A 26,725-nucleotide genomic window follows, 5' to 3' on the forward strand; every position below is an offset into this window, starting at 1 on the left:
TCTCCGGTATTACCTGCCGCTTTAGAAGGGAAATTCAGAGATGAGACGCATGATCGGCACCGCGGCGGTGCTCGTGTCGGCGACGCTGGCGCTGGCCGCCTGCGGTGGCGGGAGCGGCGGTGGGGGCAACCCGCTCGACACCACGAGCGCGGCGCCCAGCGGGTCGGCCGCGGCGGCCGGGGGCAAGGCCGTCATCGGCTCCTTCGACTTCGACGAGAGCGTGCTGCTCGCGTCGATCTACGCCCAGGCCCTTGAGGCCAAGGGCGTGCAGGTCGAGGAGAAGCCGCGCATCGGCAGCCGCGAGGCGGTCTACGACCAGGTCAAGAACGGCGGCCTGACCATCGTTCCGGAGTACAACGGCAACCTGCTGGCCTTCGTCGACCTGAAGAACACCGCCTCGACGACCGACGAGGTCAACGCCGCGCTGAAGGAGAAGCTCCCGGCCGAGCTCGAAGTGCTCGACTCCTCGCCCGCCGAGGACAAGGACAGCCTCTCGGTCACCAAGGACACCCAGACCAAGCAGTCGCTGAACACCATCGAGGACCTGGCCAAGGTCTCCAAGAACATGGTCGTCGGCGGCCCGCCCGAGTTCAAGAAGCGGTGGGAGGCGCGCTTCAAGGAGGTCTACGGGCTGGAGTTCAAGCAGTGGGAGCCGAAGGGCCCGGCCACGGCCGACGCCCTGAAGGACGGCTCGATCCAGGTCGGCAACGTGTTCACCACGGACCCCAAGATGCTGGCCAACAACCTGGTGCCGCTCCAGGACACCAAGAACATCTTCCCCGCCCAGAACGTCACGCCGCTGCTGTTCAAGGCCGGCGCGAACGACACGATCCGCACCACGCTCAACGGCATCTCGGCCAAGCTGAGCACCCAGTCCCTGCTCGACATGATGCAGAAGATCTCCGTCAACAAGGACGAGCCCGCCACGGTGGCCAAGGAATGGCTGACCTCCAACGGCCTCGCCTGACGCCCGCGGCGGGGGCCTCCGGCCGGAGGTCTCCGCTGTGAGCGAGTTCACGGAGGCGATGGCGCAACTGGCCGCGGGCGTCGCGGTGATCACCGTCCGGGACGGGCGTGACGATCTGGGCGTGACCGTGTCGGCGCTGATGTCCGTCTCGGCCGAGCCGCCGCTCGTGCTGATCAGCCTGGCCTCCCGCGGCTACCTCTGCGAGGTGCTGCTCCGGCAGGACCGGTGGGCGGCCTCGCTGCTGTCCTCCGGCCAGGCCGCGATCGCCAGCCGCTTCGCCACCGCCGGCCGTCCCAGCGCCCGCCTGCTGCTGGCGGGCACCCCCCACCACCGGGGGGCGCAGACCGAGGCGCTGGTGGTCGAGGGCGGTGTGGCGGCGCTGGAGGCCGAGACGACCCAGGTCGTCCCGGCCGGCGACCACACGCTCTTCGTCGCCCAGGTGCTCGCCGTCCCCTATGTCACCCCCGCGCTCCAGCCGCTGGTACGGCTGCGCGCCCGCTACCGGCCGATGGGATGCTGAATGCGCAGTTTCCTCTTCCTCCTGGGCGGCAACCGCCGTGACGGCAACACCGAGACCCTGGCCAGGCACGCCGCCGCCGCGCTCCCGCCGGACGTCGGGCAACGCTGGCTGCGCCTCGACGACCACCCGCTGCCGCCCTTCCAGGACATCCGCCACACCGGCGACGGCCTCTACCCCGTGCCCGAGGGCGCGGCGAAACTGCTCGCCGACGCCACCCTCGACGCCACCGACCTGGTGATCGTCTCCCCGCTCTACTGGTACAGCGTCTCGGCCACCACCAAGCTCTACCTGGACCACTGGTCGGCCTGGATGCGCGTCCCCGGTTACGACTTCAAAGCGCGCATGGCGGGCAAGACCGTCTGGGCGGTCACCACGATCAGCGAGGAGGACGAGTCGGTGGCCGATCCGCTGATCGGCACGCTGCGGCTGTCGGCCGAGTACTTCGGGTCGTGGGGCGGCGCGCTCGTCGGCTACGCCAACCGCCCCGGCGACATCCTGCGCGACACCGGCGCCCTGGAGCGGGCCGCGGCCTTCTTCGGCCCCGGCGCCGCTCGTCGTGCCAGCCGGGCGTCGGACCCCGCACCGGGCTGAAGGCCGGCCTGATCCGGGTGACGGCCTTGCCGGCACGGGCGAGCGTGCAAGATCGAACTACCTGATGATGTACCAACCGGGCAGAGAGAGCGGACCGGCGGCGGGCAGGCCCAGCTCGGCCGACAGGCGGGCCAGCGGCCCCCAGGCGTCGAGCCGCATCCTGGCCAGCGCGGCGGACTTGTCCTCGCTGGACTCCGGGCCCCGCAGGCGCTCCAGCGGGTTGAGCCTGGGGTAGACGCGCACGGGGGCGTCGTCGGCCAGCCGGGCGCGCTCGCGGGCCAGGGCGAGGGCGTGCTCCAGGCCGCCCAGCTCGTCGACCAGGCCGTTGGCGTGGGCGTCCGCGCCGGTCCAGACCCGGCCTCTGGCCAGCTCATGGGCGCGCTCACGGGTCAGGCCGCGGCTCTCGGCGACCTTGCCCACGAAGTCGTCGTAGATGCGGTCGAGCCAGCCGTTCACCCGGTCCCACTGCTCGGGGGAGAAGCCGCGGGCGGTGGAGAACATGCCGGCGTTCACCCCGTCGGCGACCAGTTCAGTATTTATCCCGATTTTTTGGAGCAAGTCAGTCATGACGGGCTTGCCGCCATAAACGCCGATCGAGCCGGTCAGGGTGCCGGGCTGGGCCACGATCACGTCGGCGCCCATGGACACGAAGTATCCGCCGGACGCGGCCAGGTCGCCCATGGAGACGATCACCGGCTTCACCCGGCGGGTCAGCGTCACCTCCCGCCACACCGTGTCGGAGGCCACGTACGAGCCGCCGGGGCTGTCCACGCGGAAGACCACGGCCTTGACGTGCTCGTCCCGGCGGGCCGCGCGCAGCGCCGCGCTGATCGTGTCGGAGCCCATCGCGCCGCCCCCGCCGAGCGGGCTGCGTCCGCTGCGGCCGCTCCTGATCTGCCCGCTGCCGTGCACGAGCGCGATGCAGTCGGCCATGGGATGCGGCAGCTTCCGCACCGCCGCGCTCCTGGCGTACCGGGAGACGAACAGCAGGTGGGCCTCGCCGCCCGTGGCCCGTCTGACCTCGTCGTACACCTCGTCGCGGTAGGCGAGGGCGTCCACCAGGCCGGTCTCCTGCGCCTCGGAGGCGGTGAAGGGGCCGCGGTCGATCAGCTCGCGCACCTTGGCGGGGTCGAGCCTGCGGCCCTCGGCGATGCCGTGGACGAGCTGCTCGGCGACCGACTCCACGATGCGGGTCATCGACTCGCGGTGGGGCTCGGTCATGTGGTCCTGGGTGAAGGTGTTGACCGCGGTCTTGTACTCGTGCCGCTGCCCGGCCTCGACCGCCACGCCCAGCTTGGTCAGCGCGCCCTTGAGGAACCGCTGCTCCATCGCCACCCCCGTGAGCCCGACGTCGCCGCTGGGCTGGAGGTAGACCCGCTCGAACGCGGTGGCCAGGTAGTAGGGCACCGTGCCGCCGCTGAACTCGCCGAACGTCTCGGCGTAGGCCACGGTCAGCTTGCCGGAGGCGCGGAAGCGGGTGACGGCCTCGCGCAGCTCCTGGACCATGGCCAGGCCCATGGGGTTGCCGCCGAGCTTGACCACCAGCGCCTTGACCCGGGAGTCCCGGGCGGCCCGCCGGAGGCCGGACAGCACGTCCGACAGACGGGTCTTGCGCATGGACAACACCGCGGCGACCGGGTCGGACGGCGGTCCTTCCGTGAGGCCCTCGGTGAGATCGAGCTCCAGGACCAGCGGGCCGGTGCGCCGCTGGCGAAGCTTGTCGACGGTTTCGAAGATCGCCCTGCCTGCGTCCATATAGCCACCCTAAGCGACACATTTCGTGTCGGGCCCGGAAGAGCTCCAGGCGGGCGCCCGGGTAGGGGCGTCCGCCTGGAAGCTGGGCCGAGGCCGGGTCAGCGGCGGTTGTGCAGGGCGGCGTAGACGTTGATGCGGGGGGTGGTGACCTGGGTGCCCGCGCTGGCGTACGCGATGGGCTTGCCGGTGCGCTTCAGGGCGTCGAGGAGCTGGTCGGGGGTGGCGTGCGCGCGCTTCTGCCGCAGCAGCGCGAACGAGCCGGTGACGTGCGGGGCGGCCATCGAGGTGCCGTTCAGCGTGGCGTAGGCGTTGCCGCTGATGGCGGCGGTGATCGAGACGCCGGGCGCGAACAGGTCGAGCAGGGCGCCCCGGTTGGAGAAGGAGGCCACGGCGTCCTGCTTGTCGGTGGCGCCCACGGTCACGACGTTGGAGACGCAGGCGGGCCAGGAGACGGCGGCGTCGAAGCCGTTGTTGCCCGCGGCCACGACGGTGGCCACGCCCTTGGCCTGGAGCTGGTCCACCTCGGCCTTGAAGTCGGCGCCGTCGCCCTCGTCGCAGGAGGTGTCGTACTTGCCGCCGCCCAGGCTCAGGTTGACCGCGGCGATGTCGTACTGGTCGGCCAGCACGTTCGCGTACGCCATGCCGGTCAGGACGGAGGAGTCGTAGGCGAGCACGCAGGACGCCGCGGCGCCGCAGTAGGGGGAGTTGTCGAAGCGGCTGAAGACCTGGATCGCGATGATCTTGGCCTTGGGGGCGACGCCGGGGTTCGGGAACTCCTTGGTGGCCTGGCCCGCGGTGATGCCCGCGACGTGGGTGCCGTGGTAGCACAGGCCGTACTCGGGCCGGGGGGCGTTGCGCAGGCACGCCTCGGTCTCGGAGCTGGCCGCGCCGTCGCCGATCTGGAACTGGCTGCCGTTGGGGCACAGCGGCGTCGAGCCGTCGGCCGGGTCGGTGGCGGAGAAGCACGCCTGCGCCGCGATGCGGCGGCCGAAGGCCGGGTGGTCGTTGTCGATGCCGGAGTCGATGATCGCGACGGCGGTGCCCTTGCCGGTGAAGCCCTGCCGGTGCGCCCGGTCGGCGCCGATCAGCGGCACGCTCTGCGCCAGCGAGGGCTCGTTGAGCCGGTCCTTGCGGATCGAGACGACGTCCGCCTGCTCGGCGACCTTCTCCAGCTCGGCGCGGGTGCCGCGGTAGACGAAGAAGTCGAGCTTGCCGGCCAGCTCGGCGGGCGGCGTGGCCACGACGTTCCGCCTGTCCTGCCTGACCCCTTCCGCGCCGGCCAGGGCCGACTGCACCTGGGCGGGCTGGCGGACGCGGACGATGACGCGGTGCTCACCCGTCGAGGTGACGGCCGGGTCGATCTTGGACTCGGGGTCGGCCAGGGCGGGGGTGGCGACCAGCGACGCAGCGGTGGCGGCGAGGGTGATCGCACCGGCCAGCAGAGACATGAGTCTCAACTGATCCTCCGGGGGGTCGGGGGGCGTTTGTGTAAAGAAGTGTAGATATTGGACAAGAGATGTCAGAGGGACGCTTGTGTTCTGTTATCGCTTCTTGTCCTGGTACGCGAAAGGGCCGGATCGTCGGGTCCGGCCCTCTCCTTGACGCTGCTCCCAGGCTCAGGGAGTGCTCTGGGCCGTGGCGCCGAACACGTCGATGCGGGCCGTGCGCACCTGGCCGCCGCCGGAGCCGTAGCCGACGCCGCGGCCCGTGGCCTGCAGCCGCTGCAGGTTCTGCGCCACCGTGAAGTCCGGGTGCGCCTGCCGCATCAGCGCGAACGCCCCCGCCACGTGCGGCGCGGCCATCGACGTGCCGCTCTTGTCGGCGTAGGTGTCGTCCGGCACCGACGACCTGATGCCCACGCCGGGCGCGAGCAGGTCGAGCAGCGGGCCGCGGTTGGAGAAGCCGGCCACCGTGTCCCGGTCGTCGGTGGCGCCCACCGCGACGGCGGAGGAGATGCAGGCCGGCGCCGCGACGCCGTCGGGGAAGCCGTTGTTGCCGGCCGCGACCACGGGCGCGACCCCGAGGGAGATCAGCGTGTCGAAGTCCGGCTTGAGACCCGCGGCGCTCGGGTCGGAGTCGCAGTTCTCCCGGTACGGCCCGCCGCCGCCCAGGCTCAGGTTCGCCGCGGCGACGTGCTGGGCCGCGGCCACCCGCGCGACGTACTCCAGCGCCAGCTTCTGGTCGGAGGTGTAGCTGAGGAAGCAGGGCGCCTGGGTGCCGATGACCGCGCACGTCATCGCGCTGTCGATGCGGCTGAACACCTGGATCGGCAGGATGCCCGCGGCGGGCGCGACGCCGTTGGAGGGCGCGCCGGTCGTCATCCGGCCCGCGGCGATGCCCGCGACGTGCGTGCCGTGCGAGCAGGCGTTGACCCCGTTCACGACGCACTGGGCGGTCTCGGCGTCCGCGGACCCCGGGCCGGTCTGGCTCGGCTGGTTGTTCGGGCAGAGCGAGACCGAGCCGTCGCTGGCGTCGGAGGAGGAGAAGCACGCCTCGTCCACGATCCGGCCGGCGAAGAAGGGGTGGTCGCGGTCGATGCCCGTGTCCAGGACGGCCACCGTGAAGCCCCGGCCCGTCCAGCCGGCCGCGTTGGCCCGGTCGGAGCCGATGATCCGGGTGCTCGTGTCCAGGACGGCCGGGCGCAGCTCATCCTTGTAGACCGCCTGGACGCGGTCGTCCTTCCTGAGCTGGGCCAGCGTCTTGCCGTCCAGCTCGGCGACGAAGAAGTGGGACGACTGCGCCCCCTCCAGCACCCGGCTGCCCTCGGAGGCCTGTTCGAGGTCCTTGGCCACGGCCTGCACGTTCTGCCCCGGCTTGAGCTGGATGATCGACCGGACCTTGCTCTTGGCCTGGACCTCCGCGACGAGGGCGGGGCTGATGACCGGGTCGCCGGTGTCGCGCGCGTCGGCGCTCAGCGGTGGCGCCGCGCAGAGCACGGCGGATGTCGTGGCCAGCGCGGCAGCGCCGGCGAGCAGGGACCGTAGCCTCACTGAGTCCTCCGAGGGTCAGACCGTCCGGTGTGAGGTGTCCATCCCCTGGTGTGACAAGTGTGATGTCGGTGACCCATGGGAAAGCAGTGAACGCTGAGCTGCTTTTTGCCTTGTGACGGGAAAGACGAAAAGGGCCGGTCGGAGACGACCGGCCCCTCTCAGCGAGGCTGCTTCGGAGCGAAGCGAGGCTGCTTCAGAGCGACTTGAGCACGTTCTTCGTCGCCTTCTTCAGGGCCGCCTTCGACGCCGCGCCGCTCAGCCGCACCTTCTCGGCGGCGGTCAGCACGGTGGTGCCGTTCCTGCCGTGCGCCCAGTTGAGCCAGGCCGTCAGCAGCGCGCGGTCCAGCTGGTCGCGGGACGTCTTCGTGCCCTTCAGCACCCGGTACGCCTTGCCCAGCGACGACGCCTTGGTCAGCTCGGGGAACACCTTGCTGGCCTTGCCGATCAGCTTCAGGTAGCAGTTCAGCGTGGTGTCGGGGATCGTCCCGCTGCTGCGGTGGATCTCCACGGCCCACTTGCCGGCCGTCAGCCTGGCGCCGGCCGTGCCGCGCGTGCAGACGGCGGCGGCCGACTGGGCGGGGGTCGGCGTGACGGTCACCGTCACCGTGACCGTGGGCAGCGGGACCGGCGTGACCGAGGACGTCGGGGCCGGCGCGGGCTGCCCGTCGTCCGTGGGGTCGGGCTGGGGCGTCGGGCCGCTGCCGTCCGTCGGGTCGGGCTCGGGGCCGCCCGTGGGGCCGGTCGTCGGCTCCTGCGTGATCGGCGGCTGGGTGCCGGTGCCGGCCAGGGCGGCGCCCACGTCCAGGCGGGGGGTGGTGACCTGGGCGCCGTTGGCCTCGTACTGGTAGGGGCGGCCCGTGGTCTTCAGCGTGTTGATCAGGTCGGCGACGGGCGTCTGCGGCGCGGCGGCCTTCATCAGCGCCAGCGCGCCGGCGACGTGCGGCGTCGCCATCGACGTGCCGCTGTGCGTGGCCATCTGGTTGTCCGGCACCGAGGACTGGATGTCCACGCCCGGGGCGAAGAAGTCGACCAGCGAGCCCCGGTTGGAGAAGTCGGCGATGGCGTCGGCGCCGTCGTTCGCGCCGACCGCGACCGCCGAGGAGACGCACGCGGGGTAGGAGGCGCCCTCGAAGAACTCGTTCCCGGCGGCGACCACGGTCGCGATGCCCTTGGCCAGCAGGGCGTCGATCTTCGGCTTGAAGACCGCGCCCTCCTCGGTGGCGTCGCAGTCGGTCTCCGACAACGCGCCGCCCAGGCTCAGGTTCACCGCCGCGACGGGCTCGGTGAGCGTGGCCACGTAGTCCATGGCCAGCCGCAGCGACGACTCGAAGGCCAGCAGGCACGACGACTCGCCCGTGCAGATGTCCTCGTCGTTCACCCGGCTGAACACCTGCACCGCGATGATCCCGGCGCCCGGGGCCACGCCGCCGCTGCCCGCCGCGATGCCGGCGACGTGCGTGCCGTGCTCGCACAGGTTCACGCCGCCGGACAGGCACTTGGCGGTGGTGGCGTCGGCCGCGCCCTCGCCGGTCTGCTGGGGCTGCCCGTTCGGGCACAGCGACTCCACGCCGCTCTCCACGGCCGAGAAGCACGCCTCGCCCACGAGCCTGCCCCCGAAGTACGGGTGGTCGCGGTCGATCCCGGTGTCCAGGACGACGATGTTCTGGCCCGCGCCGGTGAGGTTCTTCTCGTGGGCCTTGTCCGCGCCGATCTGGGTGATGTTGGACCCCACCTCGGCCGGCGCGTACGTCCGGTCGCGGTGGATGGAGGTCACGCGCGGGTCCTCGGCCAGCTTCGCCAGCTCCTCGGCGGTGCCCTCCACCACCATGAACGACTGGCTCTGCGGCTGCAGCAGCACGTCGACGCTCTGGGCCGCCGCCACGCCGGCCACCGGCTCGTGCTGCGCGGCGTCGGTCAGCTCCACGATGGCGCGGGTGGTGTCGCCGTCGAGCGCGAGGCCCTCCTCCAGCTTGCTCTGGGAGGGCGCCGGCGTCGGCGTCGCCGCGGGGTCGTCGGCGAACGCCGGGACGGAGGCGGATAACAGGGCCAGCACGATCGAGCACACGATCAGGGGGCGAAATCGCACGCGTCCTCCGAAGGGGATGATCTCGGAGTTTAGGGCGATTTATCCCGCCAGCACAGAGCCCGGCCCTGTTTCTCATCGAACTTTCAGCGCACGCACCTCAAACGTTCAGCGACCCCGCCGGCCCCGCGGACTCCGAAGCCTCCGTCGGCGCCTCCTTGGTCAGCCACACCGCGCCGAGCGGCGGCACCCGCAACGTCGTGGAGAACGGCAGCCCGTGCCACGGCTCGGCCGCGGCCTCGACCCCGCCCATGTTGCCCACGCCGCTGCCCCAGTAGTCGTAGGCGTCGGTGTTGACGACCTCCGCCCAGTGGCCGCCGTAGGGCAGGCCGAGCCGGTAGCTCTCGTGTGCCCCGCCGCTGAAGTTGACCACGCAGGCCGCCGCCGACCCGTCGGCCGCGTACCGGACGAACGAGAACGTGTTCCCCGACGCGTCGTCGGCGTCGATCCAGCGGAACCCCTCCGGCCGGGCGTCCTGCTCCCACAGCGCCGGGGTCTCCTTGTAGAGCCTGTTGAGGTCGCGGACGAGCCGCTGCACGCCCTTGTGCCCGTCGAACTCCAGCACCCACCAGTCGAGCCCGCGCTCCTCCGACCACTCCGAGCCCTGGCCGAACTCCCCGCCCATGAACAACAACTGCTTGCCCGGATGCGCCCACATGAACGCCAGCAACGCCCTGAGCTGGGCGAACCGCTGCCATTCGTCCCCCGGCATCTTGCCCAGCAGCGAGCCCTTGCCGTGCACCACCTCGTCGTGGGACAGCGGCAGCACGTAGTTCTCGGAATAGGCGTAGATGAGGGAGAACGTCATCTGATGGTGGTGGTACTGGCGGAAGATCGGCTCGCGGCGCAGGTATTCGAGCGTGTCGTGCATCCAGCCCATGTTCCACTTGAACCCGAAGCCGAGCCCGCCCAGGTGCACCGGCCGCGAGACGCCGGGCCAGGCCGTCGACTCCTCGGCGACGGTCGAGATGCCCGGAGCCTCCCGGTAGCAGACCGCGTTCATCTCCTTGAGGAACTCGACCGCGTCGAGGTTCTCCCGGCCGCCGTAGACGTTGGGGGTCCACTCGCCCTCGCGGCGCGAGTAGTCGAGGTAGAGCATCGAGGCGACCGCGTCCACGCGCAGGCCGTCCACGTGGAACTCCTTCAGCCAGTAGAGGGCGTTCGCGACCAGGAAGTTCTTGACCTCCCTGCGGCCGAAGTCGAAGACGTAGGTGCCCCAGTCGGGGTGCTCGCCCCTGGCCGGGTCGGCGTGCTCGTACAGCGGGGTGCCGTCGAAGCGGGCCAGCGCCCACTCGTCCATGGGGAAGTGGGCCGGCACCCAGTCCAGCAGCACGCCGATGCCGCGCTGGTGCATGCGGTCCACGAAGTGCCGGAACTCGTCGGGGGTGCCGAACCTGGCCGTCGGCGCGTAGTAGGACGTCACCTGGTAGCCCCACGAGCCGCCGAACGGGTGCTCGGCCACCGGCAGCAGCTCGACGTGCGTGAACCCCATGTCGGCGGCGTACTCGGAGAGCTGGTCGGCCAGCTCCAGGTAGGACAGCCCCGGCCGCCACGAGCCCAGGTGCACCTCGTAGACGCTCATCGGCCCCAGCTGCGCCGGACGCTCGCGCCGCGCGGCCATCCACTCGTCGTCGGCCCAGGTGTAGGCGGACTCGTCGATCACGGAGGCGGTCATCGGGGGCACCTCGGTGCGCCGGGCCATGGGGTCGGCCTTGTCGCGCCAGAGCCCGTCGGCGCCGAGGATCTGGAACTTGTACCGCTCACCGGCCTCCAGCCCCGGGACGAACAGCTCCCACACGCCCGACCGGCCGAGCGAGCGCATCGGGTAGGCGGTGCCGTCCCAGTGGTTGAAGTCGCCGACGACCCTGATGCCGCGCGCGTTCGGCGCCCAGACGGCGAACGCGGTGCCCCGCACGTCCTGGTGCTCCATCACGCGGGCGCCCAGGACCTCCCACAGCCGCTCGTGCCGCCCCTCGCCGATGAGGTGCAGGTCCACCTCGCCCAGCGTGGGCCAATGCCGGTACGGGTCCCTGACCTCGTACGGCTCGCCACCGGCGTACCGGACGCGCAGGGTGTAGTCGGGCACCTTGTCCAGCCCGGTGACCGTGGCCTCGAACACGCCGTGGGCCTGGTGTCTCATGTCGTGGGCCGTGCCGTCGTCGAGCACCACCTGCACCCGCTCGGCCAGCGGGCGCAGCGCGCGGAACACCACGCCGCCCGAGACCGGGTGTGCTCCGAGCACGGAGTGCGGATCGTGGTGCGCCCCGCCAGCGAGGCGGTCGAGCTCTGTCCTCATGGGCATGCTCCCAACCCTGCCTTATGATGACCGTCCATCTCAGGCACTGCCCGCTTTCACGGCGACAATCACCGAATGTGCAAAATCCCGGGATGATCGCAGAAGTATGCGGGATCGTCATGGATGATCCTTGGCCGTGTCGTGGCCGGACAGACCCCGTACGAGGCGATCAGGCGCCCGCGGTGTCCGCCAGGAGGTCGTCCACCGGCATGCCGGCCCCTTCGGCCAGGCCGGCCGCCAGCGCCGCCGCCCCCAGCGCCGCCGTCACGACCGCCGTGATCCGGTCCACGTCGCCCCGCTCGCCCGCCGGCAGCGGCGCGCCGACGGACGCCCTGAGCGCCGCGGCCTTCCCGAGCAGCCGCGCCGCGTCCGCGTGCCGGCCGCCGAGCGCCCGCGCCCCCGCCAGCCCCTCCAGCCCGAGTGCGGTCGCGCGCGGGTCGCCCACCTTGCGGGCGGCGGCCAGCCCGCGAAGCTGGAACTCCAGCGCGCCCGCCGCGTCGCCGCGCAGCTCGGCCACGAAGCCCAGCTCCGCCAGGATCAGCGCCGCGCCCGGCTCGCCGGAGACGTCCAGCACCCAGTCCAGCCAGCTCAGCAGCAGCCGTTCGGCCTCGTCGAGGCGTCCCTGGCGGCGCGCGCCGAGCGCCAGCCCGATCTCGGCGAACTCCTCGGCCGGACGGTTCGACTGCGACACCGCCAGCCGCCTGGCCCGCTCGTGGTGGTCGTCGGCCGCCGCGTGGTCGCCCCGCAGCATGGCGATCCGGCCCAGGCGGGACAGCGCGTCGGAGACCGAGCTCCACAGGCCCAGCTCCTCGGCCATGCGCAGGCCCTCCGCGCGCAGCGCCGCGGCGCGGTCGTAGTCGCCGGTGATCTCGGCGTGGCTGCCCAGGCACTCCGCCGCCCGCAGCTCGCCCCAGCGGTCGCCGGTCCGCCGGAACAGCGCCAGGCCGCGCTCGCCGTCGCGCCGCATGCCCTCCAGGTCGCCGCGCATCCCCGCCCATCTGGCCCGGACGGTCAGGGTGGCGGCCATGCCCCACTCGTCGTCCAGTTCGGCGAACTCCGACAACGCCGTCTCGATCATTCCGGCGCTGACCGACAGGTCGTCGTACCCGAACAGGGCGAAGCCGACGAACCACCGCGCCATGGCTCGCTCCCTGGCGTCCTCGACCGCCGCGAACAGGCGCGTCACGTCGGGGCCGGGCGGCCGGCCCACCAGCAGCCGCATGCCCGCCAGCCACGCCCTGGCCCGCGGGGCGCCCGGGTCGTCGTCCGCCGCGATCGACAGCGCCGCCTCCAGCGCCCGCTTGCCCTCGCCCAGCCGGCCGCGCAGCACCCAGTACCAGGCCAGGGCGTTCACCAGCCGCAGCGCCTCGGCCGGCGCGCCGAGCCGGACCGCCGTCTCCAGCGCCGCGCGCAGGTTGCCGCCCTCGGCGTCGAGCATGGCGAGCGCGCGCCGCTGCCCGTGCCCCCGCAGGTACGGCTCCGCCCGCTCGGCCAGGCCCGTGTAGTGGCGCACGTGCCGGAGCCGCACCTCCGCCGGCTCGCCGGCCGCCTCCAGCCGCTCCACGCAGTACGCCGCCACCGACTCCAGCAGCCGGAACCGCGGCTCACCGTCGCCCCACGCCCGCACCACCAGCGAGCGGTCCACCAGCCTGGCCACCGCGTCCAGGACGTCCACGCCCGGCTCGGCGCAGACCTCCTCGGCCGCCTCCAGCGTGCACCCGTCGGCGTGCACGGCCAGCCGCCGCAGCACGACGCGCTCGTCCTCGCCCAGCAGCTCCCAGCTCCAGTCGATCATCGCGCGCAACGTCTGCTGCCGCGCGGGCGCGCCGCGCCGGCCGGAGGCGAGCACCCGGAACCGGTCGTCCAGCCGTTCGGCGAGCTGGCGCGGGGTGAGCGTGCGCATCCGGGTCGCGGCCAGCTCCAGGGCCAGCGGGATGCCGTCCAGGCGGGCGCAGATCTCGGCGACGTCGGCGTCCGGCTCGATGCCCGCGCGGGCGGCGAACAGCTCCGCCGCCGCCCGCGGTCCCAGCGGCGGCACGCTCCACAGCGCCTCGCCCTCGATGCCCAGCGACTCCTGGCTGGTGGCCAGGACGCGCAGCCCGGGAGCGGCCCGCAGCAGCCGTCCGGCCAGCGCGGCGACCTGCTCGACGACGTGCTCGCAGTTGTCCAGGACGAGCAGCGTCCGGGTGCCCTCCAGGACGTCGGCCAGCCGGGCGGTCAGGTCCTGCGCCGCGCCGCCCACGTCGTCACGCAGGCCGAGCACCCCCGCGACGGCCTCGGCCACCTCGACCGCCGGCGCCCCGGCGCGCAGCCCCGCCAGCTCCACCAGCCACACCCCGCCGCCGAAGCCGGGCGGGCCGGGGGAGTCGGCCGCGGCGAGCGCGAGGCGGGTCTTGCCGACGCCGCCGGGGCCCGTCAGCGTGACCAGCCGGTTGGCCCGCAGCAGGGCGCGCACCTGCGCCACCGCCTCCTCCCGGCCCACGAGGCCGGTGAGCGGCGCCGGCAGGTTCGTCCGCCGCCGCTCCGGCCCGTCGAGCGCCGGGTCCTGCTCGAGGATCGCCTGGTGCAGCGCGGCCAGCTCGGGACCGGGGTCGAGCCCGAGCTCGTCGGCCAGCCGCGTCCGCAGGTCGGCGTAGCTGGCCAGCGCCTCGCCCTGCCGTCCGGCCCGGTACAGGGCCCGTACGTGCGCGGCCCGCAGCCGCTCGCGGAACGGGTGCTCGGCCACCAGGTCGGCCAGCTCGGCCGCCAGCAGCCCGTGCTCGCCCAGCCCGAGCCGCGCCTCGGCCAGCTCCTCCAGCGCCACCAGCCGCTGCTCGTCGAGCCTGGCCACGGCCGCCCTGGCGAACTCCTCGTCGGCGAACTCCGCGAAGGCGGCGCCCCGCCACAGGTCGAGCGCCTGCCGCAGCAGCCCGGCGCGGGTTCGCGGGTCGGCGCTGCGCTGCGCCTGCGCGAGGAGGGCGGCGAACCGTCCGGCGTCCACGTCCTCGGGCTCGACCCGCAGCACGTACCCCGGCGCCCGGTACGCCACCAGTTCCCGGTCGCCCAGCACCCGGCGCAGCTGCGACACCTTCACCCGGAGCGCGGCCAGGGCGTTCGCCGGCGGCCTGCCGCCCCACAGGTCCTCGATCAGCCGGTCGGCGGAGACCGGCCGCCCGGCGTGGATCAGCAGGTCGGCCAGCAGCGCCCGGACCTTGACCTCCAGCACCTGGACGGGCTCGCCGCCGGGCCCCCACACGGCGAGCGCTCCCAGCACCCCGAAACGCACTCCGCCCCCCATAAGCAACTCCGAATCAGACCATAACCCCCTGCGGGCAGGGTGAAGGCATCCGTCAGAACCTAAGGAATCCCGAAATGTCAGAAGAAATTTCCATCATCGGTCTCGGCCTCATGGGCGCGGCGCTCGCCGGCAGCCTGCTGGACGCCGGACACCGCGTCACCGTGTGGAACCGTTCGGCGGACAAGGCCGAGCCGCTGGTCGCCAGGGGCGCCACCCGCGCCGCGACGGTGGCCGAGGCGGTCGCGGCCGGCCCGCTGGTGATCGTCTGCGTGCTCGACTACCCGGCCGTGTACGAGCTGCTGGCCGACGTCCCGCTGGAGGGGCGCGTCGTGGCGAACCTGACCACCGGCCGGCCGGTCGAGGCCCGCCAGGCGGCCGAATGGGTGGCCGCACGCGGCGGCGACTACGTGGACGGCGGCATCATGGCCGTGCCCCAGATGATCGGCCGGCCCGGCGCGCTCGTGCTCTACAGCGGTTCGCAGGCGGCCTTCGACCGCTTCGAGGACGCGTTCGGCGCGATGGCCGAGCCGCGTTTCGTCGGCACGGACCCCGGCCTGGCCCCGCTCCTCGACCTGGCCATGCTGACCGGCATGTACGGCCAGATCGCCGGCTTCCTGGAGGCGGTCACGCTGGTCGACTCGGCCGGCTATTCGTTGACCGACTTCACCAGCACCCTCCTGGTCCCGTGGCTCAACGCGATGGCCGCCGCGCAACCGGAGTGGGTCAAGTCCGTCGAGTCGCGCGACTACACGACCCTGGTGTCGAACCTGGAGATCAACAGGTCCGGCCTGGAGAACCTGGTGCGCGCCTTCAGGGAGCAGCAGGTCAAGCCCGACCTCCTGCTGCCGCTGAAGGCGATCGTCGACCAGCGCGTCGCCCGCGGCCACGGCGCCGAGGGCCTGCCCGGCCTGGTCGAAGAGCTGCGCTGACCCCCGGGGCCAGCCGGTCAGGCGGGGCGGGGGTGGAAGGCGGCCAGCGGGATGGAGACCCACGACGGGCGGTTGCGGGCCTCGTAGACCACCTCGTACACCGCCTTGGACAACTCGAACGCCCGCAGCAGCGCCGCGTCCCCGACCGTGATCATGCCGCCGCCCTGGCGGTAGCCGTCGAGGAAGGCGGTGCGGTTGCGGTCGGCCCAGGCCTCGGCCCTGGGCTGGAGCTCGGCGGCCTGCGGGTGGTCGGCCAGCAGGTGCCTGGCCGCGTAGTCGAACGAGCGCAGCATCCCGGCCACGTCCCGCAGCGGCGACGACAGCGCCCGGCGCTCGGCCAGCGGTTGCCCCGGCTCGCCCTCGAAGTCGAGCACCACCCAGTCGGTGGGCGTGCGCATCACCTGGCCCAGGTGGTAATCCCCGTGGACGCGCTGCACGGGCACTTCCCTGGTGAGCAGTTCCACCTGGTGGTAGGCGTCCTCCAGGGCCGCCACGTGCCGCCGCAGCTCGGGCACCTCGGCCATGGCCCGCCCGAGCTGCCGCCGGAAGCCCTCGGCCATGCGTTTGACCTCGGGGATCTCGACCAGGTCCGTGGGGAACGCCGCGGCCAGCTCGTGGTGGACGCGGGCGGTGGCGACGCCCAGCCGTACGGACTCGGCGGCGAAGTCGCCGCCCGCCTCGGCGGCGGTGACCTCCGGCAGCGAGGCGTACAGGTCGCGGACGCTGGCCAGCGCGAGGTCCCAGCCGTCGTTGGCGTTGGACAGGTACTCCTGCATGAAGGCGAGCGTGGTGTCCGTGCCGTCCACGTCGGCCTCGATCCACCCGTACGGCTGGGCGATGTTCGGCGCGCTCCGGGCGGCCAGCGCGCTGATGATCTCCAGCTCCGGGTTGACGCCCGGGACGAGCCGGCGGAACAGCTTGCAGATGTAGGAGTCGCCGTACACCAGCGAGGTGTTCGACTGCTCGGCCCCCAGTACCAGGCTGCGCTGGGAGGTGTCGATGACGACGCCGGGCGCGTGCCGCATGCGCAGCCCGCTGCGGGTCTCGTCGCCCGCCATGCCCTCCAGCAGCCAGCTCATGGCGTCGGCGTCGTGGACGGCGTCATAGAACCAGGTGTCGCCGAGGGTGCCGATGAGGGCGTGGTTGAGCCGGTCGGGCAGGTCGTGCCGCTCGCCCAGGAAGACCTGGTACCGGTCCCGCGCGCCCTCCTGCCAGACGGCCACGATCAGGTGCCGGAGCCCTGGCCTCAGCTCGACGTCCGACTCGATCGACAGATCGTCGATCGGGCGCCCCTTGCCGCCGAACCATCGTTGGCGGCCGATCCATGCGGCAAGGAGCTCGTCTATCACGCCCTACTCCTCCTGGGTGTGTGCCGGTGGGAGTGTGAACCAATAGAACCCATGCCCGGGAAGCGTCAAAAGATACGGTAGTTCGCCAATTGCCGGGAATGGGACCCCTCCCATGGTTTCCACGGGGGAGACGCCGACGAATCTGCGCAGGTCAAGCTCGACCGGCTGCGGGAAGCGCGACAGGTTGTTGACGCACAACATCCGGTCGTCGCCCAGCTCCCGGACGAACGCGAGCACGCTGGGGTTGGAGGAGTTGAGCTCGGCGAACTCGCCGAGCCCGAAGACGGGGTGACGTTTACGGATCTCGATCATCCGCTTGGTCCAGTGGAGCAGCGAGCCCGCGTTCTTCTGGTGGGCCTCGACGTTGATCGCCTGGTAGCCGTAGATCGGGTCCATGATCACGGGCAGGTAGAGCCGTCCGGGGTCGCAGTCGGAGAACCCGGCGTTGCGGTCGGGGTCCCACTGCATCGGGGTGCGGACGCCGTCGCGGTCGCCGAGCCAGATGTTGTCGCCCATGCCGATCTCGTCGCCGTAGTAGAGCACGGGAGAGCCCGGCAGCGACAGGAGCAGCGCGGTGAACAGCTCGATCTGGTTGCGGTCGTTCTCCAGCAGGGGAGCCAGCCGCCGGCGGATACCGACATTCGCCCGCATACGCGGATCTTTGGCGTACTCCGTGTACATGTAGTCGCGTTCTTCGTCGGTCACCATTTCGAGCGTCAGCTCATCATGGTTCCGCAGGAAAATCCCCCACTGGCAATGTTCCGGAATTTTCGGCGTTTGTGCCAAAATTTCGGAAATTGGGTAGCGGGACTCGCGGCGGACCGCCATGAAAATGCGGGGCATGAGCGGGAAATGGAAGGCCATGTGGCATTCGTCCCCGCCGCCTACCGGATCGCCGAAATATTCCACCACGTCCGAAGGCCACTGATTCGCCTCGGCGAGCAGCACCCGGTCCGGGAAGAGCCGGTCGACCTCACGCCTGATGCTCTTGAGGTATTCGTGCGTCCTGGGCAGGTTCTCGCAGTTGGTGCCCTCCTCCTCGAAGAGGTAGGGCACCGCGTCCAGGCGGAAGCCGTCGATGCCGAGGTCCAGCCAGAACCGCAGCACCTCCAGCATGGCCTCCTGCACGTCGGGGTTCTCGTAGTTGAGGTCGGGCTGGTGGTGGAAGAAGCGGTGCCAGTAGTACTGGCCGCGCACCGGGTCGTAGGTCCAGTTGGACGTCTCGGTGTCGATGAAGATGATCCGGGCGTCCTGGTACTTCTCATCGGTGTCCGACCAGACGTAGAAGTCGCCGAACGGGCCTTCCGGGTCGTGCCTGGAGGCCTGGAACCAGGGATGGGCGTCGCTGGTGTGGTTCATGACGAGGTCGGCGATCACCCGCATGCCGCGTTTGTGCGCCTCGTCGACCAGCTTCACGAAGTCTCCCAGGTCCCCGAACTCGGGCAGGATCTTCATGAAGTCGGCGATGTCGTAGCCGCCGTCACGCAGCGGCGACTCGTACAGGGGCAGCAGCCAGAGGCAGTCGACGCCCAGCCACTGCAGGTAGTCGAGCTTGCTGATCAGGCCTTTGATGTCCCCGGTCCCGTCGCCGTTGGAGTCGGCGAATCCCCTGATCAGAACCTCGTAGAAGACGGCGCGCTTGTACCAGTAAGGATCGCGCGGCTTCTCCTCGTCAAAGGTGTTGGGAATGGGTGTGGAGCTCATGGGCTCCCCCAGAGGGGGCTCATGAGGAGGGCGCTTTCACACACGTTGAAGACTCCCCGCTGAATTCTGTTCTACCGTGGCGCGGCTCGTACGGTGAGAATGTGGGCAGGCTGGATGTGAGGGTCGAGACGCACATAGTTGCTCTGCCTCCAGCGGTAGGACTCGCCCGACAGCTCGTCGTCCACGACGAACTCGGCGTTCCAGTCGAGACCGATGGCGGGCAGGTCGAGATCTACCGTCGCCTCGTGGGTGTGGTGAGGATCCAGATTGACAACCGCCAGAACGACGTCGCCCAGCCCGTGCCTTCGTGTGGCCGTGTCATAGGCGCCCGGAAGCCGTTTGGAGAAGCAGACGATGTCCGGATGGTCGACCCTGTGGAACCGTAGGTTACGCAATTCCTGCAGCGCCGGATGCGCTCTTCGGAACAAATTCAGATGGGTGATGAGCGGGGCGAGGGTCCTTCCGTCGCGTTCGGCTGCCGCCCAGTCGCGTGGCTTGTACTGATATTTCTCACTATCAAGGTATTCCTCACTCCCCGGGCGCACCGGCACGTTCTCGGCCAGCTCGTACCCGGAGTAGACCCCCCAGGTCGGCGAGGTGAGAGCGGCCAGCACGGCCCTGATCCGGAACGCCGGCACGCCGCCGTGCTGCAGGTACTCGTGCAGGATGTCCGGGGTGTTGACGAACAGGTTCGGCCGCAGGAACGCCGACGTCTCGTGCGCGAGCTCGGAGAGGTAGGTCTCCACGTCGAACTTGGAGTTCTTCCACGTGTAATACGTGTACGACTGGTGGAACCCCGCCTTGGCGAGCGTCTGCAGCATCGCGGGCCGGGTGAACGCCTCGGCCAGGAACACCACGTCCGGGTCGGTCGCGTGGATGTCGGCCAGCAGGCGCTCCCAGAACGCCACCGGCTTGGTGTGCGGGTTGTCCACCCGGAAGATCCGCACGCCGTGGTCCATCCAGTGCCGCAGCACCCGCCGGACCTCGGCGAAGATGCCCTCGGGGTCCCTGTCGAAGTTGATCGGGTAGATGTCCTGGTACTTCTTCGGCGGGTTCTCGGCGTAGGCGATCGTCCCGTCCGCCCGGATGGTGAACCACTCCGGGTGCTCCTTGACCCACGGGTGGTCGGGGGAGCACTGCAGGGCGAAGTCGAGCGCGACCTCCATGCCCAGCTCGCGGGTGCGGCTGACGAACGCGTCGAAGTCCTCGAGGGTGCCCAGGTCGGGATGGACGGCGTCGTGGCCGCCGTCCTCCGAGCCGATCGCCCAGGGCGAGCCGGGCTCGTCGGGTTCGGGGCTCAGCGTGTTGTTGCGGCCCTTGCGGAAGGTCTGGCCGATGGGATGGATCGGCGGCAGGTAGACGACGTCGAAGCCCATCTTGGCGATGGCGGGCAGCCGCTTGGCCGCGGTCTGGAAGGTGCCCGACCTGGAGACCCCGGACTCGGTGACGACCGCGCCCTCGGACCTGGGGAAGAACTCGTACCAGGAGCCGTAGAGCGCCCTGCGCCGGTCGACCCTGACCTTGTACGGCTTGGCCCTGGTCACCAGCTCCCGGAACGGATGCGCCGCCAGCAGCGCGGCCGTCTCGGGGAGCTGGGCGATGGACAGCCGGGCCCGCGGGTCGAGCTCCTCGTCCCGCAGCGTGGCCGCCACCGACAGCAGCGCGGCCCGGTGGCCGCACGCGCTGTCGCCGTTGCCGTTGCCCTTGCTGTTGCCCGTGCCGTTCCTGGCGTGCCCGTTGCCGGGGCCGCCCTGGCCGCCGGGCGCGGGGCACTCGGCCGTACGGACGGCCTTGGCGGCCCGCTCGAACAGCCGGGCCCCCTCCTCGCACATGAGATCGGTGTCCAGCCCACGCGGGATCTTGATCTCGGCGTCGTGCAGCCAGGTCGCGATCGGATCGCTCCACGCCTCCACGCGGAACATCCAGTCGCCCTCGGCCGGCAGGCACACGTCGACGCCCCAGCGGTCGGTGCCGGGGGCGAGCTCGCGCATGGGTTTCAGGCGGCCACGCTGTCCGTCGGGCGAGGTGAGCACCACGCCCGCGGCCACGGCGTCATGGCCCTCTCGGAAGACGGTCGCCGAGACCTGGAAGGTCTCGCCGGCGACCGCCTTGGCGGGCCACTGCCCGCAGTCGACGACGGGGGAGATGTCCGTGATGGGAATTCGTCCGATCATCGCATTCGCAGGGTTTGCGGCGGCGCGCTCGGCGCCGCCGGAGGCTTTCCGTATGTGCAAGATTGCGCAACCGCGTGGGACCGCTGGATACGGCCTACCCCGGCAGTAACGATCCTTGCACGTAAATACTGGACAGCAGCGGATAGACCTCCCGAGTGTGTTCCCGGGAGAGCCAACAAAGAGGAAAGTTGCCCCAATCGTCCGGCTTCATGCTTGTTCCGGGCTGGGGTTTGAAGGGGCTTCTTGGGGGTGAAGGACTGAGAGGTCCCTCCTAGCCCGTAGGGTGCAGAAACGTGAGAGCTATCCGCCGGTTTACCGTCCGCACCGTCCTGCCCACGGAGCTGGTCGCCCTGGGCGAGCTCGTGCACAATCTCCGCTGGTCCTGGCACCCGGAGACGCTCGACCTCTTCGCCGAGGTCGACGCGGCTCTGTGGGAACAGGTCGGGCACGATCCCGTGGCCCTGCTCGGCGCCGTCACACCGGCCCGGCTCAACGAGCTGGCCGCCGACCGCCGTTTCCTCCGCCGCCTGGCCGACGCAGCCGACGACCTGCGCGAATACATGACATCGCCGCGCTGGTACCAGACGCTGCCCGACGTCGCACGCGCCATCGCCTACTTCTCCCCCGAGTACGGCATCGCCGCCGCGATGCCCCAGTACTCCGGCGGTCTCGGCATCCTCGCCGGCGACCACCTCAAGGCGGCCAGCGACCTGGGCGTGCCGATCCTCGCGGTCGGCCTGCTCTATCGCCACGGCTACTTCACCCAGTCGCTGTCGCCCGAGGGCTGGCAGCTCGAGCACTATCCGGCGCTCGACGCCGGGGGGCTGCCGCTGACCTTGCTGAAGGACGGCGACGAGCCCGTCAAGATCCGTCTCGGCCTGCCCGAGGGCCGCGTCCTGCACGCCCAGGTCTGGGTGGCGCAGGTGGGCCGGGTGCCGCTGCTGCTGCTCGACTCCGACGTGGCCGACAACGACACCGCCGCCCGCGACGTCACCGACCGCCTCTACGGCGGCGGCACCGACCACCGGCTCATGCAGGAGCTGCTGCTGGGGGTGGGCGGCGTACGCGCCATCAGGGCCTACTGCCGCATCACCGGCCACGCCGAGCCCGAGGTCTTCCACACCAACGAGGGCCACGCCGGCTTCCTCGGCCTGGAGCGCATCCGCGAGCTGACCGAGTCGCGCCTGTCGTTCGACGAGGCGCTGGAGGCCGTCCGCGCCGGCACGGTGTTCACCACGCACACGCCGGTGCCCGCCGGCATCGACCGTTTCCCCTGCGACCTGATCGAACGCCACTTCGGCGGCGACTCCGCCTGGCCGACCGTGCCCGTCGAGCGCATCCTGGCCCTGGGCGCCGAGGCCGAGCCCGGCCGCTTCAACATGGCCGTCATGGGCATGCGCCTGGCCCAGCGCGTCAACGGCGTCTCCGAGCTGCACGGCGCGGTCAGCCGGGAGATGTTCAAGGACCTGTGGCCCGGCTTCGACCTCGACGAGGTGCCGATCGGCTCGATCACCAACGGCGTGCACGCGCCCACGTGGGTCGGGCGCGAGTTCATGGAGCTGGCCGGCCGCGAGCTGCCCTCGCTGATCGAGCGCGCCCGCGGCTGGGAGGGCATCCAGAAGATCTCCGACCGGGAGATCTGGGAGATCCGCGGCAAGCTGCGCAGGCGGCTGGTCGAGGGCGCGCGCGAGCGGCTGCGCAGGTCGTGGCGCGAGCGCGGCGCCTCGGTCGCCGAGCTGGGCTGGATCGACGACGCGCTCGACCCCGACGTGCTGACGATCGGCTTCGCCCGGCGGGTGCCGTCGTACAAGCGCCTCACGCTCATGCTGCGCGACCCCAAGCGGCTGGCCCGGCTGCTGCTCGACCCGGACAAGCCGGTGCAGATCGTGATCGCCGGCAAGGCGCATCCGGCCGACGAGGGCGGCAAGAAGCTGATCCAGCAGATCGTCAAGTTCGCCGACCAGCACAACGTGCGCCACCGCATCGTCTTCCTGCCCGACTACGACATGACGCTCGGCCAGCTCATGGTCCAGGGCTGCGACGTGTGGCTGAACAACCCGCTGCGGCCGCTGGAGGCGTCCGGCACCTCGGGCATGAAGTCGGCGCTGAACGGCGGGCTCAACCTGTCGATCCGCGACGGCTGGTGGGACGAGTGGTACGACGGCACCAACGGCTGGGCCATCCCCACCGCCGACGGCGTCAGCGACCCCGACCGGCGCGACGAGCTGGAGGCCGGCGCCCTGTACGACCTGATCGAGCACGAGGTGTCCGACCGCTTCTACGACCGGCCGTTCGACGAGCTGCCGCGCAGGTGGATGGAGATGGTCAAGCACACCCTGGCCTCGCTCGGGCCCAAGGTGCTGGCCGGACGCATGCTCCGCGACTACGTCGTCGACCTCTACACCCCGGCCGCCAAGTCGGCCCGCGCGCTGTCGGCCGACAACTACGCCGCGGCCAGGGCGTTCGCGGCCTGGCGGGTGCGCGTCACGCGGGCCTGGCCGGGCGTGCGGGTCGAGCACGTCGAGGCGTCCGGCGTGGGCGACGCCCCCGAGGTGGGCGCCTCGGTCGAGCTGCGGGCCACGATCGCGCTCGGCGACCTGGAGCCGGGAGACGTGCTGGTCGAGGCCGCGTACGGCAAGGTCGGGCCGCACGACGAGCTGGTCCGGCCGCGGTACGCGCGGCTGGCCGTGGAGTCGCTGGAGGACGACGGCCACGCCCACTTCACGGGCCGGGTGCCGCTCGACCGTACGGGGGCTTTCGGATACACCGTCCGGGTTGTCCCGCATCACCCGTTCGCTGCCACTCCGGCGGAGCTGGGGCTGATCGCCGTCCCGGAGGAGCCGGTGGGAATGACGAACGGCACCTTGCGCTGATATATCCGGACGAGGTCGGCCCGGTGGTCGGGCGGTGCATAATCAGGACCGTGGACGACAGCGGGAACGGCCTGCGGGCCGACAATCTGGTGGCCACGGTCCGCGGTGTCCTGCCGTCCCTGACGCCTGCCGCGCAGACCGTCGCCCGGCTCATCCTGGAGAATCCGGCGACGGTCGCGCGCAGCACCATCACGGAGCTGTCGGCCGCCTCCGGCACCAGCGAGGCCACCATCGTGCGCACCGCGCGGCTGCTCGGCTTCGCCGGATACCCCCAGCTCAGGCTGGCTCTGGCGGCGGCGGCCGCGCAGCCCGACCGGCTCGTGCCCGGCGACCTGGCGCCCGACGACCCGCTGTCGGAGGTCATCCAGAAGGTCGCCAGGGCCGAGTCGGAGGCCATCAACGACACCGTCGCCCAGCTCACCAGCGAGCGCCTGGGCCTGGTCGTCGACGCGATCGTGGGGGCCAGGCGCATCGACGCCTACGGCGTGGGCGCCTCGGGATTAGTCGCCGAGGACGTCGCCCAGAAGCTCCTGCGCATCGGCCTGTCCAGCCACGCCTTCCAGGACGCCCACCTGGCCCTGACCAGCGCCGTCCTGCTGAAGGCAGGCGACGTGGCGATCGGCATCAGCACCTCGGGGGAGACCCCCGACGTGATCGAGCCGCTGCGCCGGGCGGGCGAGGCGGGGGCCACCACGGTGGCCGTCACCAACAACCCGCGCTCGACGATCGCGGAGCTGGCCGAGCACGTGCTGATCTCGGCCGGGCGCGAGACGGAGTTCCGTCCCGGCGCCCTGGCCAGCCGGATCAGCCAGCTCCTCGTCGTCGACTGCGTGTTCGTCGGCGTCGCCCAGCGCACGTTCGACTCCTCTCAGGAGGCGCTCGCGAGCACCAGGCGCGCCGTCAAGGAGTTCACCCGGAGAACGTCACCTGCACGTCGTCAGCCTTGACGTACATCACGCGGTGCCCGAACTGGATCTCCAGGTACTTCGTCTTGCCCCTGACCACCGTGTGGTCCTCCAGGTTGAAGGTGACCGCCCGGTAGTACTCGGTGGCGGCCGGCCCGGCCAGCGTGTACTTCTCGCCCGCCGAGAACGTGTACTGCAGCGGCGTCACCGCCTGGTACGGGATGCCGGCCGGGTACGCCTCCTGCTCCGGGTAGGCCCGCCCGAACACCGGCACGGTCGCCTTGCCCGGCTTGGGCGTGACGACGAGCCCCACCGACGGGATCGCGGTCGGGGCGCTCGCCGGGTTGTGGAACCACGCCTTCTGGCCGAGGTACCAGATCGCCGTCCAGTCGCCCTGGCGGTCGGCGACGGCGAAGCGCTGGCCGGTGCTGGCCCTGGCGCTGTGGTCGTACACGCTGTAGAGCGAGCCGCCGGTCGGGTGCTTGCCGATGTCCTTGATCAGCGGGGCGTCGTCGCGCGGCTCGGTGCGCAGCCACACGGTGCCGGCGCTGAGCGGCGGGCAGGCGGCCTCGGGGTTCTTGCGGTCGCAGCCGTAGAAGTAGGGCTTGTTGGTGGCGAAGTCCGGCTTGATCATGACCGAGCCGGCCTGCGGACCGCCGAACTGGTGCAGCGGCGCGCCCATGAGCTGGAAGTAGTGCGCCCAGTCCCAGAACGGCCCCGGGTCCTCGTGCATGCCGCGGACCGTGCTCGGGATCGTGCCGGGGACGTTGTCGTGGCCCAGGATGTGGGCGCGGTCGAGCGGCACGCCGTGCTTGAGCGCCAGGTACCGGACGAGCCGGGCCGACGAGCGGTACATCGCCTCGGTGTACCAGGTGCTGCCCTCGGCCAGGAAGCCTTCGTGCTCGATGCCGATGGACTTGGCGTTGATGTACCAGTTGCCGGCCTGCCAGCCGACGTCCTTGGTCTTGATGTGCTGGGCGATGTGCCCGTCACTGGACCGGACCGAGTAGTGCCAGCTCGCGCCGTAGTTCGGGTCCTGGTTGAGCTTGATCGACGGGAGGAAGTAGCCCTCCATGTCGTGGATGATGATGTAGTCGACCTTCTGGCTGACCGGGCGGTTGGCCAGGTCGTAGTGGCCGTAGTCGTCCGGCGGGAGCTCCTGGTAGGCCGAGGGGATCCACTCGCAGGAGATCGAGGCCGGGCACTCCACGCCGTCGCGCCGCGCGGGCCGCAGGCCGAGCTTCTCCAGCCACTTCTCGATCTTCTCCAGGTCCGGGACCTTGGGCAGGGTGACCTTCTGCCCGTCGTCCGTGGTGCGCTCGGCGCCCTCCTGGATGGTGGCGTAGACCTCGTCGGCGAAGAACTTGGCCGCGTCGGCCTCGTCGGCGCCGGAGTACTTGGCGACGGCTCCGTACCATTCGCCGGGGTTAGCGCTCAGGGGCGCGCCGAGGCTCTTCTGGTAGTCGGCGAGCAGCGCCGCGCCGCCGCGGATGTTGGCCGCGTCGTCGGTGCGCAGCCGCTCGTGGCTCTCGCCGGTGAGCTGCGCGGCGCGTTCCATCGTGCGCAGCGAGGCGGGGATCTCCGCCGGGGCGGGGGTCGCAGTGGGCGCGAGCGGCCTGCTCTCGTCGCCGCGGGCGTCCTCCTCGCCCTCTCCGTGGTGGTTCGAGCTGGTGTACGCGGCCGCGTCGGTCAGGTGCATCGGGCCGAACCCGGCGTCGCTCGACGGCTGGCCCGCGTGGGCGTCCCAGCGCGACTCCAGGTACGAGACGCCGAGCAGGACGCTCTGCGGGACCTTGAACTCGTCGGCCGCCGCGGCGAACGCCTGCTGCCGGTCGGCGGGCTCGGCGGCGTTGGCCGCGGGCACTTGGGTTAAGGGCAACAAGGCGACGACGGCGATCGCCAGCGCTCTGCGCATGAACCGCTCCTTGACTGGGGGGTGTGGTGCGCGTTCAGCGTCTCAACATTTTCCTTCTCTGGCGAGAACTTTGCGAAGATATTTTTCATCCCTTAACGGACCGCCGGACCCGCTCCGGCCGCCCGTCGGCCAGGACTAGCAGGTGACGGGCTGGGTAGGCGGCTCCCGGAGGAGAGGGGGAGCTGTCATGCCTCGACCCGGAAGTCACTCCTACGACAACGAGCGCCGCCGGCTGCGCAAGCAACTGGACCGGCAGGGGATGAGCGAGCAGGAGCTCAAGAAGCGCGTGGCCAGGAAACTCCAGTCGGATCCGGACAAGAGCCCGCGCAAGGTGGGCGGCGACCGCGCCGAAGGACCCAAGTCCGAACGGCCCCGCCGGGGGGAGCGCTGAGGCCCT

General features: G+C 71.3%; 17 protein-coding genes. 7 read left to right on the top strand and 10 right to left on the bottom strand.

Features of this window, described 5'->3' with window-relative positions; all coding sequences use genetic code 11:
• Positions 1-40: 40 nt before the first annotated feature.
• The 3 genes from ACFYYW_RS34490 to ACFYYW_RS34500 are packed head-to-tail and all read left to right on the top strand — an operon-like array spanning position 41 to position 2,078.
• Positions 41-967 (top strand): ABC transporter substrate-binding protein, encoded by a 927-nt coding sequence (locus tag ACFYYW_RS34490; RefSeq protein ID WP_364416346.1) that lies wholly within the window; start codon positions 41-43, stop codon positions 965-967.
• A 37-nt stretch (positions 968-1,004) separates the two neighbouring features.
• Positions 1,005-1,487 carry a flavin reductase family protein gene (locus ACFYYW_RS34495; protein ID WP_387655107.1) on the top strand — a complete coding sequence of 161 codons (483 nt, stop codon included), beginning with the start codon at positions 1,005-1,007 and terminating at the stop codon, positions 1,485-1,487.
• Positions 1,488-2,078, top strand: coding sequence for a flavodoxin family protein (locus ACFYYW_RS34500; protein ID WP_387655110.1), 591 nt, complete (start codon positions 1,488-1,490; stop codon positions 2,076-2,078).
• Positions 2,079-2,135: 57 nt separating this feature from the next.
• Here ACFYYW_RS34500 and sppA read toward each other — a convergent pair whose 3' ends face one another.
• The 6 genes from sppA to ACFYYW_RS34530 form a co-directional block, all read right to left on the bottom strand.
• Positions 2,136-3,833, bottom strand: a complete 1,698-nt coding sequence (gene sppA / locus ACFYYW_RS34505; protein WP_387655113.1) for a signal peptide peptidase SppA — start codon at positions 3,831-3,833, stop codon at positions 2,136-2,138.
• Between the two features lie 98 nt (positions 3,834-3,931).
• Positions 3,932-5,281 (bottom strand): S8 family serine peptidase, encoded by a 1,350-nt coding sequence (locus ACFYYW_RS34510; protein WP_387655352.1) that lies wholly within the window; start codon positions 5,279-5,281, stop codon positions 3,932-3,934.
• Between the two features lie 168 nt (positions 5,282-5,449).
• Positions 5,450-6,823: a S8 family serine peptidase gene (locus tag ACFYYW_RS34515; protein ID WP_387655116.1), complete on the bottom strand. Its 1,374-nt coding sequence runs from the start codon at positions 6,821-6,823 to the stop codon at positions 5,450-5,452.
• A 193-nt stretch (positions 6,824-7,016) separates the two neighbouring features.
• Entirely contained in the window at positions 7,017-8,909 is a 1,893-nt protein-coding gene (locus ACFYYW_RS34520; RefSeq protein WP_387655118.1) for a S8 family serine peptidase, read from the bottom strand.
• Positions 8,910-9,006: 97 nt separating this feature from the next.
• The gene (gene glgB / locus ACFYYW_RS34525) at positions 9,007-11,202 is read right to left on the bottom strand and encodes a 1,4-alpha-glucan branching protein GlgB (RefSeq protein WP_387655121.1); all 2,196 of its coding nucleotides are present in this window, start codon (positions 11,200-11,202) and stop codon (positions 9,007-9,009) included.
• A gap of 169 nt (positions 11,203-11,371) precedes the next feature.
• A complete protein-coding gene (locus ACFYYW_RS34530) occupies positions 11,372-14,479 on the bottom strand; it encodes a BTAD domain-containing putative transcriptional regulator (protein ID WP_387655124.1) in 3,108 nt (1,035 codons plus the stop codon).
• Positions 14,480-14,553: 74 nt separating this feature from the next.
• Between ACFYYW_RS34530 and ACFYYW_RS34535 the strand changes: the two genes are divergently transcribed.
• Positions 14,554-15,408 carry an NAD(P)-dependent oxidoreductase gene (locus ACFYYW_RS34535; protein ID WP_387655127.1) on the top strand — a complete coding sequence of 285 codons (855 nt, stop codon included), beginning with the start codon at positions 14,554-14,556 and terminating at the stop codon, positions 15,406-15,408.
• Between the two features lie 17 nt (positions 15,409-15,425).
• Here the strand turns inward: ACFYYW_RS34535 and ACFYYW_RS34540 are convergent, their stop codons facing one another.
• From ACFYYW_RS34540 to ACFYYW_RS34550, 3 genes are all read right to left on the bottom strand, one after another.
• Complete coding sequence (locus ACFYYW_RS34540; RefSeq protein ID WP_387655130.1) at positions 15,426-16,757, bottom strand: aminoglycoside phosphotransferase; 1,332 nt, start codon at positions 16,755-16,757, stop codon at positions 15,426-15,428.
• A gap of 3 nt (positions 16,758-16,760) precedes the next feature.
• A complete protein-coding gene (treS, locus tag ACFYYW_RS34545; RefSeq protein WP_352322061.1) occupies positions 16,761-18,461 on the bottom strand; it encodes a maltose alpha-D-glucosyltransferase in 1,701 nt (566 codons plus the stop codon).
• Between the two features lie 71 nt (positions 18,462-18,532).
• Positions 18,533-20,635: an alpha-1,4-glucan--maltose-1-phosphate maltosyltransferase gene (locus ACFYYW_RS34550; RefSeq protein WP_387655133.1), complete on the bottom strand. Its 2,103-nt coding sequence runs from the start codon at positions 20,633-20,635 to the stop codon at positions 18,533-18,535.
• A 293-nt stretch (positions 20,636-20,928) separates the two neighbouring features.
• Between ACFYYW_RS34550 and glgP the strand changes: the two genes are divergently transcribed.
• The gene (gene glgP / locus ACFYYW_RS34555; protein WP_352322065.1) at positions 20,929-23,508 is read left to right on the top strand and encodes an alpha-glucan family phosphorylase; all 2,580 of its coding nucleotides are present in this window, start codon (positions 20,929-20,931) and stop codon (positions 23,506-23,508) included.
• Positions 23,509-23,558: 50 nt separating this feature from the next.
• Complete coding sequence (locus ACFYYW_RS34560) at positions 23,559-24,455, top strand: MurR/RpiR family transcriptional regulator (protein ID WP_387655136.1); 897 nt, start codon at positions 23,559-23,561, stop codon at positions 24,453-24,455.
• Here ACFYYW_RS34560 and ACFYYW_RS34565 read toward each other — a convergent pair.
• Positions 24,418-26,328, bottom strand: coding sequence for an N-acetylmuramoyl-L-alanine amidase (locus ACFYYW_RS34565; RefSeq protein WP_387655139.1), 1,911 nt, complete (start codon positions 26,326-26,328; stop codon positions 24,418-24,420). The genes ACFYYW_RS34560 and ACFYYW_RS34565 overlap by 38 nt on opposite strands.
• 187 nt (positions 26,329-26,515) lie before the next feature.
• Between ACFYYW_RS34565 and ACFYYW_RS34570 the strand changes: the two genes are divergently transcribed.
• The gene (locus ACFYYW_RS34570; protein ID WP_352322071.1) at positions 26,516-26,719 is read left to right on the top strand and encodes a hypothetical protein; all 204 of its coding nucleotides are present in this window, start codon (positions 26,516-26,518) and stop codon (positions 26,717-26,719) included.
• Positions 26,720-26,725 lie beyond the last annotated feature (6 nt).

It is taken from the genome of Nonomuraea sp. NPDC001831 (genome assembly GCF_042892035.1).
Classification (GTDB): Bacteria; Actinomycetota; Actinomycetes; order Streptosporangiales; family Streptosporangiaceae; genus Nonomuraea.

Excerpts from the sequence above, each read along its gene's own strand:
- ACFYYW_RS34490 (WP_364416346.1), top strand. The coding sequence starts at position 41 with ATGAGACGCATGATCGGCACCGCGGCGGTGCTCGTGTCGGCGACGCTG.
- ACFYYW_RS34500 (WP_387655110.1), top strand. The coding sequence starts at position 1,488 with ATGCGCAGTTTCCTCTTCCTCCTGGGCGGCAACCGCCGTGACGGCAAC.
- sppA (WP_387655113.1), bottom strand. The coding sequence starts at position 3,833 with ATGGACGCAGGCAGGGCGATCTTCGAAACCGTCGACAAGCTTCGCCAG.
- ACFYYW_RS34510 (WP_387655352.1), bottom strand. The coding sequence starts at position 5,281 with ATGTCTCTGCTGGCCGGTGCGATCACCCTCGCCGCCACCGCTGCGTCG.
- glgB (WP_387655121.1), bottom strand. The coding sequence starts at position 11,202 with ATGAGGACAGAGCTCGACCGCCTCGCTGGCGGGGCGCACCACGATCCG.
- ACFYYW_RS34530 (WP_387655124.1), bottom strand. The coding sequence starts at position 14,479 with ATGGGGGGCGGAGTGCGTTTCGGGGTGCTGGGAGCGCTCGCCGTGTGG.
- ACFYYW_RS34535 (WP_387655127.1), top strand. The coding sequence starts at position 14,554 with ATGTCAGAAGAAATTTCCATCATCGGTCTCGGCCTCATGGGCGCGGCG.
- treS (WP_352322061.1), bottom strand. The coding sequence starts at position 18,461 with ATGAGCTCCACACCCATTCCCAACACCTTTGACGAGGAGAAGCCGCGC.
- ACFYYW_RS34550 (WP_387655133.1), bottom strand. The coding sequence starts at position 20,635 with ATGATCGGACGAATTCCCATCACGGACATCTCCCCCGTCGTCGACTGC.
- ACFYYW_RS34565 (WP_387655139.1), bottom strand. The coding sequence starts at position 26,328 with ATGCGCAGAGCGCTGGCGATCGCCGTCGTCGCCTTGTTGCCCTTAACC.
- ACFYYW_RS34570 (WP_352322071.1), top strand. The coding sequence starts at position 26,516 with ATGCCTCGACCCGGAAGTCACTCCTACGACAACGAGCGCCGCCGGCTG.